Below are 8,050 nucleotides of genomic sequence, written 5' to 3' on the forward strand. Positions count from 1 at the left end.
GGGTCCTACCGCACTCGCATACCCGGGGGGGGAGGTTGTGGTTGTTTTGGTCCGCGTGCCGTACGGCCGCCCAGCGGCAGCCGGGTTCCCCGTCGCCGGGATCGATGCCGGTGGCGGCGACAACCCGGCGAGCGATGTCCGCCCATTCGTCGTCGGACAGCGTGCGGTCGCCAGGAGCCGCTCGCACCGACGTGTGCCACACGGGCAGGGCGGGCCGGGCATGTGAGGGGAGGGCCTCGACGGGCTGGTCGATGAGACCCGCCAGATCCTTGATGGCGCGGTGGAAGTCGGCCCTGCGGCCGGGGTCGGGCGCCATGCCGTCGAAGGACGCGACGAGGTGCGGGTCGACGTGCTCCTCGGCACGCCCGGCGCCGTACAAGTAGTAGAGGAGACCGGCGGTGTCGTCGCCCGGGTCGTTGATGCTGGGAATCATGCCGAGTTCTGCTGGCGGGCGATGAGCTGGGATACGGCCTCGTGGACGCGGTCGGCCGCCGCGCGGACAGCGGCGATGGCCGACTCGAGCTGCGGTGCCGCGGCGCCGGAATTCAGTGCCTTGACGGCCTGGTTGAGGTTGCTGCCCGCCCAGCCGAGACGGCGGCGGGAGTCGAACAGGGCGGTGATCACTTCGCGGTCGTCGGCTATCTCTGCGGCAGTGCGGTCAACGTCGCGAGCGGCGCGCAGGGCGGAGCGGGCGAGGAAGCCGGCGACGGACAGATTCGACTGGGCGGCGGCGGACTTGATCAGGGCGAACTCTTCATCGTTGAAGCGTGCATTGGGCTGGTGCAGACGCTTCTTCTCGCGCGGCTGGCGCGGACGCTGACGGGCGCGCGGCGCGGCGGACGAGCGACGACGGCGGTGGTTCGCTTCGTCTTTCCCCCCAGGCTTCGGTCCGCCCTCGGTCGAAGCCTGCCGGACCTGCGCCCCCTGGTTCAGGTCCGCTCCCGCCCCCTTCGGGGCGGGGTCGGCGGAAGCTACGCTTCCGCCCCAACTTGCTCCCGACGAGAGGGAGTTAGTCACCGCCTCGTTGGGGGTGTCGGGCTGCGTGTTGTTCGGGCGTGTCATCGGGTGTGGTTCCTCGTGGTGCGGGTGTGGTGTTGGATCTGGGCGGCGAGATCGACCATGGCGACGGCGCCTTCCAGAACGCGGACGGGGGCCTCGGGAGCGCTCTGCACGAGCCACTGACCGGTCGGGGCCAGGACGGCGGCGTGCAGGAGACGGCGGCGGACCAGGACTTCCGCCCAGGCGCTCGCTTCGGCTGCGGTCGGGATCGACGTACGGGAGTGGCGGGAGCGGATGGCGGATCCTCCAGGGCCGGGGCGGTGGCCGGCACCGGGCCGGGCCACCGCGTCAGGGGGATAGGGCGTTTGACCTGCAGTTATCGCCTGGTCATCCGCATATCGGGCAGCCTTCGAAGTGCCGGCCGAGGGCTTTGGCCATGCGGGACTTCACGGCGAGGGCGTTGGTCGCGCTCGTCTTCGCCGCCTTTGTTCCCTGGCTGCGCTGGGAGTGGTTGCGCAGGTAGGTGATGTCCCGCTCGTAGCCGCTCTTGATGCGCTCGAAGCGCTCGCAGGTCTTCATCGGGCTCTCCTTGTGTCTCGGGGCAGGTGGGCGAGCGTCGGGTCCGCGTACAGGGCGGCCTGGAGGTTCCTGAACAGCTCGTTGCTGACGGTGATGTTGGCGTTGCGCAGGTGCGGTCGGATGGCCCGGCGGGTCATCCGGCCTTCTTCGAGGGCGGCTTTGCGCGCGACCTCGACCTTCGCTTCCCACGGGACTTCGTCCTGGTCTGCGGGCTTGGTCCGCGGGTCCGGCGCCGAGGGCTCGTGGTCTGTGGTCCGCGCCCCCTGCGGTCCGCCCGAGGAGTCGCCGTCGTCCTGGTCCGCCGGGGCGCCCTGGTCCGCGCTCACCGGACCAGACCCTTCGGCCGGTCCGCGTCCGTGTTCCGCCCGCTCGTGGTCCGCCAGACCATGCGGTCCTGGAGCCGCTTGGCCTGCGGCGTTGCTGGTCCGCCCCTCACTGTCGGCCTCCCGCGGACCAGCGGTGATCTGCTGGTCCGCAGCGGTCACGTCGTGGTCCGCGACCTGGTCCGGGTGCTCCGGTGCGGGGTTGGTCCGTTGGTCCGCAGCCGTGGCGTCGCGGTCCGCAGGGGCGGGGGCGGTTGGTTGGTCCGTGGTCCGCGTGTCGTGGTCTGCGGTCTGCGGGTGCTCGCGTTCCGGCATCTGGTCCGCCGGGGCGCCCTGGTGCGCGCTCACCGGACCATGCTCCTGGGCGGGTCCGTGCTCGTCGTCGGCGAGGGCGGGGGAGGGCGGTTGGTCCGTGGTCCGCCCGTGCTCGTGGTCCGGCAGCTGGTCTGCCCCGGCGCCCTGGCCCGCATTCTTCGGACTGGTCTGGTTCGCTCGTTCGTCGCCGTGGTCCGCCGAGGGCGCGGTGCGGTCGGTGGTGACGGTGGCACCGAGGTGCACGGCGAGTGCTGCGGCGAGCGGAGGCACGGCCGAGACGCCGATCACCAGGTGCGGGCTGGCGGTGAGGTGCCCGGTCGACACGAGGTGGCCCAAGGCGTTGAGCAGGACGGAGACGGCGACGGTGAGGAGGGTCAGGACGCGGCCGAGGCTGCGGCCGGTGCCCGCCGCGATCCAGGCAAGGCCGGCGACCAGGGCCAGGACGTCGACGCTGACGGGGAGGGCCCAGGAGAGCACGTATCCCCAGCCCACGGCGCGGCCGAGGGCGGCGAGGGTGTCGGCGGAGGCTGCCATGGCGACAGCGGCGACCAGGGCAGCACCGCCGATGATCAAGTTGCGGTGGGTCGTGGTGATGCTCACCGGGGGCACCTTGCGGTCCGGGTGGTCTCGATGGCGAAGTGGTCCCAGGCTCTGAAGCGGTGGGGTGGTCATGCAGCCTTTCCGAGGGAGGCGATCAGGGCGTGGGTCCGCAGCTCGCGACCTTCCGGTGCACCGTCCTCGTCCGGGCGACGTTCGTCCGGGCGACGCTCGCGGAGGGTGCCGTCGGGTTCCTCCACGAGGTCCCAGTAGAGGTCGCGCGCCTCGATGACGCGGGCGGCCTCGCGCATCAGGTCGCGGATCCAGTCAAGGTCGGCGTTCAGCCGGTGGGCCACGCGTTCGGGGCTCCAGCCGCGCAGGCACAGCTGGTGGATGACGGTGCTGCGCTCCGCGGTGGTCAGGGGCACATTGCGGCCCTGGAGGGTGGCGCGTACGCGGTCGTAGTCCAGGCGCTCGCCGCGCTTCTCCAGCCACTGCTTGCGCTCTTTATCGGTCAGGCCGCCCCAGATGCCGAAGATGACCTGGTGGTCGATCGCGTAGGTGAAGCAGTCCTTCTTCACCGGGCAGGTGGCGCACATCCGCTTCGCCTCGGCGATGGCCCGGCGGTCACGCACGGTGTGGAAGAACAGCTTGTCGGCGCGGGCCGGGTCCATGCCGTAGCAGGAGCCCCGGGGGTGCCAGCTGTGGTCGCCGGTTCCCCGCAGGTCCGGCGCGGGCGAGTCGTTGGTGGTCTTGTAGCGCAAGGGAGTCTCCGAGGTCGCCTCGCAGGAAGGCGGGCAGGGCAGCACCGCGGTGCGGCGGTGTGCGGCGAGGCGGGGCAGGGTGCGGCGGGCAGGGCCGCACGGCGGGATCGGTGGCGCGAGGGGCAGGTCAGCGGCGCTGGAAGCGGCGGTCGGGCCCGGTGAACTCGACGGCGGTACACATGCCGGACAGGCGGGAGAGCACGCGGTCGCCGACCTTGTCGCGCAGCACCGCCTGGCGCGCGGGCATCCGGTCGGTGCGCACGGGCGGCATGTTGCTGGTGAAGATCGTCGGCAGCCGGTTCTGGCAGCGCCAGTTCATCAGCCGGAAGGTGATCTCCTCGGTCCACTCGCTCGGCTTGGCCGCACCGAGGTCGTCGAGCAGCAGCAGCGGGATCCGCATGATCCGCCGCAGCATGTGCTCGGGGTCCACCCCGGCGCGCGGGCGCAGGTCGGCGTACAGGTCGGCGGCGGTGGTGGCGTGCCAGTGCACCCCGCATCCGGCGGCAGTCAGGGCGCGGATCGCGCCGAACGCCTGGTGCGTCTTGCCGGCGCCGGTGGAGCCCCACAGCAGCAGGCTGGGCCCGTGGGTGATCTCCCTGCGCCCGGCGGTGCCGTAGTGCGGGTTGACGCCCTCGGCGTTCGGCGCCACGGCGTTGTCGGCGATGGCGCTCACCCATGCGGCGACGTCCGGGTGCTCGGGCAGCGCGGCGCGGTAGTCGACCGGGATGCGCGCCTGGGCGGCTTCCAGGGCCGGGATCGGCTCCGGGGTGTCCGGCAGGGGACGGTCCAGGTCCAGGCCGCGCTCGGCGAGCTTGGCCTCCAGGCGCTCACGCAGCCGCTCGGAGATCGCGGGCTGCGGGTCGGCGTAGCGGGCGCGGGTCACAGGCGGCCTCCAAACGTCGTGGGCTCGGCGGTGGGGTTGAGGTAGGGCGTGTAGGAGCTTCCGGCGCTGGCCCAGGGCCCCGCGCCGGAGGCGGACGACAGCGCGGCAGCCGACTGCGGCGCGGCGTTGACGACCTCGTTCACCAGGCTCGGCAGGACGCTGGGGTTGAGCCCCTTGGCCCGCAGCTTGTCGAGTGCGGCGCGGATGTCGTCGGCCTCGAACCGCTCGTCGAGCAGGGCGTTGACCTTCCGGCCCAGATGGCCGAGGAAGTCCGCCGGAGGGCGGCGGGTGCAGCCTCGTACGTACTCGGCCACCAGCTGCTTGGCCGAGACCTTCGCCGAGGAGGCGTCGGGCGCGGGCGCATCGCGCCCCGTAAGGAAAGATCCAGGATCCAAGATCCTAGATCCAGGGCGTGACTCCTCCCGCCCTCCTCCCGTAGTCCTCCGGGAGTCCTCCGGGAGTGCCGTCTGACCTGCGGTTTTACCCGTAGGTGTCGAGTCGGTGTCTGTGGGGGCGCTGACCGTTGCCGTCTCGGGCTCCAGAGCACGCTCCGAGGCGTCGGTGATCTGGATGACAGGGCTGGGGAGCCCTCCCCGCGGGCTCCGGGAGTCCTCCGGGAGTTCTCCGGTAGGAGTCAGTGCCACCGAGGGCGATGCCTCTGCCTGCGTGCTGGGGCAGGCCGCGTCCTGGCACTTGCCGCAGTGCTGCCGGGCCTGGTGGCTGGGGCAGCGGGGCAGGCGGGAAGCGGTCGCCTTGTTGATCTTCTGGTGCTGGTCCCAGGTGACGATGTGCAGCCAGGTCCGTCCGTCGCATCCGGTGTAGCGGCACACCAGCCCGGCGGAGGCCAACTCGTCTAGGTCGCGGGCGACGTGGGTGGCGGTGTGTTCTGGACGCAGGGCCCACAACCGCCCGGCGACGATGGCGGGGTGGTCGCGGTGCCGGCCGGAGTCGTCGGCCTGGGTCAGGAGCCCGAAGAAGGTCCGCTCGGCGGTGAGGCTGACCGAGGCCAGGTCCTCCGACTCGAACGCCTCCGGTTTGATCGTGCGAATGCGTGCCATCAGGCCCCACCTCCGACGTTGTGCCGGAGCGGGCCCCGCCGGACCGGAACGTGGTCACGGGCGGTGGACAGGGGGCAGCCTGCCGCGCTGGCCGGTCTGACCGGCCTTTTGCGCAGGGCAGTGCGCATGCAACACTCTCCTCGAAGTGAGCGCCGCTCCGGGGCGTGTTTGGGAATTGGCCCGGTGCGGTGATGGTGGGTAAATCTCCGGCCCTTGCACGGGCAGGAGTTCCATTCGGCGTTCGGCGCTTGGGAGTTGCACCTCTCAGGCGCCGTCGCTGTTTTCCGGGCTACCCGGCCCGGTCAGTTCATGTAAGGGCCACGCTGTTCCTCCTGTCTCGGCGCCGGGTGAGGTACCCGGCGAGGGACGACGAACATATGCGGCCGCTGCGACAAGATCCAGACTTAGCTAAAGGGCGCGGTACAAGTCGCAGAGGGAGGGCGCCGACACTTGCGTCTGCGGGTCGAAGCCACGGGGCGTGACACGGGCAGCCGTCGGATTACCCCGAGCGTCCCGGAGATGATCTGCACTACGCCCCCCTGCGCCTCATGTCACAACGTGTTGAACCGGCTGGTCAGAAGGATTTAAGCCAAGCCTCACCAGGAGCGTCAACGGTGATCTTTTGCCCGATTTGCGTGCATAGATCGGGCGGGTCGCACATGCGCGCCAATCCACCTACGGGACCGTAAGTCGCCTGCAGCGTAAGCAGAATGAGGTGGTCCATTGGTGGTGGCGCTCAATTTGACAGTCCGGTCTAGACCACCCTTGGCGGCCGGAAACGAAAACCGGCAAACTTTTGCCGGTTTCGCGGAGCGATCATGAACTGCCTACCGAGATGCCCGATTCGGCAGCGAACGTCTCCCCAGTGTCGCCGAGTTCCGTTCATGAATAAACAATGCATTCCGAGTGGTATGTGGGCGAGGCCACACGTGGTCAAGACCGGCTAAATCTTTGCGTATGGTCGTGGGTGGGGAGACGGCAGGGCGGGGCCAGCGATTGCGCTGACCCCCCTTTTTTTCATGCCCAAAATCAGGCGTCTCCGTCCGAGAGGAGAGGGAGGATCTCAATGGTCGCGAAGGAACCGGACCAGCCCGACAGCAACCGCGCTGCGGAAGCTGCGGAAGAGGAGACCTCCGGCACAAGCGCGGAGCGGCGCCCCGAGGCGGGCGGGGCCGCTGCCGCGGAGGCAGAGCTCGTGCCTGCGGAGCGGGCGCCCGCCGGTCAGTTCATGGGCTTCGGGGCGATGCTCAAGCGGTGGAGGAAGGCCGCCGGGGTCACGCAGCCTCGCACCGCCCGCGTCCTGGGGATCAGCGAGCGCAAGCTGCGCGGCATCGAATCCGGCGCCGCGCCGCGCTTCACGCAGGAGCAGTGCGACGCCCTGGTCGAGCTGCTGCAGCTCGACTCCGAAGAGCGCCACGCGCTGTTGCTCCACAACGTCGGCACCTACCTGCGGTCCGCGCCCGAGGGGCAGCCCGAGGCGGGATGCGCGCTGCGTCTGCTCATCGACCAGCAGATGCCCAGTCCCACGTACCTCAGCGACAGGAACTGGAACATCCTCGCGTACAACCAGGCGATGGCTGAGACCTGGCCGTGGGTGATGGAGCCGAAGGCCAACCTGATCAGGTGGGCACTCACCACTGCCGAGGGGCGCGCGACCTATCACGACTGGCACAAGCACGCGACGGTCTTCGTGCGGATGCTCCGCTTCGCGGAAACCACCCATGGCGACGACACCGACCTCGAGGAACTGATCGAGGACGTCAAGAAGAACCCGGAGGTCCGACGGATCTGGGAGTCGGACACCGACTTCGTGGAGCACCGCGATGGGCACGTTTTCCTGGCCACCGTGCCGACGCTCGACTACCGGACGATCGAGATCGTCAGCCACGTCACGTACCCGGCGATCATGCCGGATTGTCGTTTCGTCGTCATGACGTGGGTCGAGGCTGGCGCCGAGGTGGAACCGGATGCCCAGCGCGACGCCCTGGGCGGTGTCCGCGACGCCTGGGCAGACGAGACGCACAACGGGGCGCACGAGCGCGACCGGGCGCAGGGCCGGATCGCCGAGGCGGACCGCCTCCGTGCCGAGGCAGACCGCCGCCGCGCCGAGGCCCGCCTCATGGTCAGCAGCGCGGCCCAGGCCGCGGCGCAGGCGGGCGAGGACGCCATTCCTCTTCCTGCCCTCAGCCGCCTCATGGGCCCCGACGCCCAGCTGACGCTCGCTCCCTCCAAGCGAAGCGTGTTCTGGGCCGTAGAAGAAAGCGCCGGCCAGTGGGGCGTCACTGAAGTGGCACCGACGACAGTGATCGCACGGGTCCCGCGCGAAGAACTGTCCGGCGAGCGGCTCGACGAGATGAAGCAGCTCGTGCGCGTGGGCCTGCCCGCCGAGCCCAGGGCCGCCGCGGCGCGCATCGAGCAGCTCCTCGGCGAACGCAACGTCGAGCAGCGCGTGCTCCGCGACATCCTGGCCGAGCTGTCTCTGCCCGACAGTGATCCGCCGAACTCACACGACGAGGCTGCCTAGGGCCCGCAGCGGCCCCGGTGCCGACAGCGGCACTGCGCCGGAACTGACGCGGCAGGCGTGGCTACCGC

General features: G+C 70.4%; 8 protein-coding genes and 1 pseudogene. 1 reads left to right on the top strand and 8 read right to left on the bottom strand.

Going from position 1 to position 8,050, the window contains the following annotated elements; all coding sequences use genetic code 11:
- The 8 genes and pseudogenes from ACFWY6_RS42365 to ACFWY6_RS42400 all read right to left on the bottom strand — a co-directional run.
- Positions 1-433 (bottom strand): annotated as a pseudogene (locus ACFWY6_RS42365) (mobilization protein); the annotation flags it as partial.
- The gene (locus tag ACFWY6_RS42370) at positions 430-1,062 is read right to left on the bottom strand and encodes a plasmid mobilization protein (protein WP_384702304.1); all 633 of its coding nucleotides are present in this window, start codon (positions 1,060-1,062) and stop codon (positions 430-432) included. The pseudogene ACFWY6_RS42365 and the gene ACFWY6_RS42370, both read right to left, overlap by 4 nt.
- On the bottom strand, positions 1,059-1,343 hold the full coding sequence (locus tag ACFWY6_RS42375; RefSeq protein WP_384702307.1) for a hypothetical protein: 285 nt from the start codon (positions 1,341-1,343) through the stop codon (positions 1,059-1,061). The genes ACFWY6_RS42370 and ACFWY6_RS42375 overlap by 4 nt, the downstream gene beginning before the upstream one ends.
- 43 nt (positions 1,344-1,386) lie before the next feature.
- Positions 1,387-1,578: a hypothetical protein gene (locus ACFWY6_RS42380; protein WP_384702310.1), complete on the bottom strand. Its 192-nt coding sequence runs from the start codon at positions 1,576-1,578 to the stop codon at positions 1,387-1,389.
- Positions 1,575-2,816, bottom strand: a complete 1,242-nt coding sequence (locus ACFWY6_RS42385; RefSeq protein ID WP_384702313.1) for a DUF2637 domain-containing protein — start codon at positions 2,814-2,816, stop codon at positions 1,575-1,577. The genes ACFWY6_RS42380 and ACFWY6_RS42385 overlap by 4 nt, the downstream gene beginning before the upstream one ends.
- A 68-nt stretch (positions 2,817-2,884) precedes the next feature.
- Positions 2,885-3,517, bottom strand: a complete 633-nt coding sequence (locus ACFWY6_RS42390; protein WP_384702316.1) for a WhiB family transcriptional regulator — start codon at positions 3,515-3,517, stop codon at positions 2,885-2,887.
- Between the two features lie 127 nt (positions 3,518-3,644).
- A complete protein-coding gene (locus tag ACFWY6_RS42395) occupies positions 3,645-4,400 on the bottom strand; it encodes an ATP-binding protein (RefSeq protein ID WP_384702319.1) in 756 nt (251 codons plus the stop codon).
- Positions 4,397-5,458 carry a hypothetical protein gene (locus ACFWY6_RS42400; protein ID WP_384702322.1) on the bottom strand — a complete coding sequence of 354 codons (1,062 nt, stop codon included), beginning with the start codon at positions 5,456-5,458 and terminating at the stop codon, positions 4,397-4,399. Before ACFWY6_RS42400 ends, ACFWY6_RS42395 begins: the two co-directional genes overlap by 4 nt.
- 1,066 nt (positions 5,459-6,524) lie before the next feature.
- On the opposite strand from ACFWY6_RS42400, the gene ACFWY6_RS42405 reads away from it, so the two are divergent.
- Positions 6,525-7,982, top strand: a complete 1,458-nt coding sequence (locus tag ACFWY6_RS42405) for a helix-turn-helix transcriptional regulator (protein ID WP_384702325.1) — start codon at positions 6,525-6,527, stop codon at positions 7,980-7,982.
- Positions 7,983-8,050: the final 68 nt, after the last annotated feature.

This window comes from Streptomyces sp. NPDC059037, from assembly GCF_042740015.1.
In the GTDB taxonomy this organism is placed as follows: Bacteria; Actinomycetota; Actinomycetes; order Streptomycetales; family Streptomycetaceae; genus Streptomyces.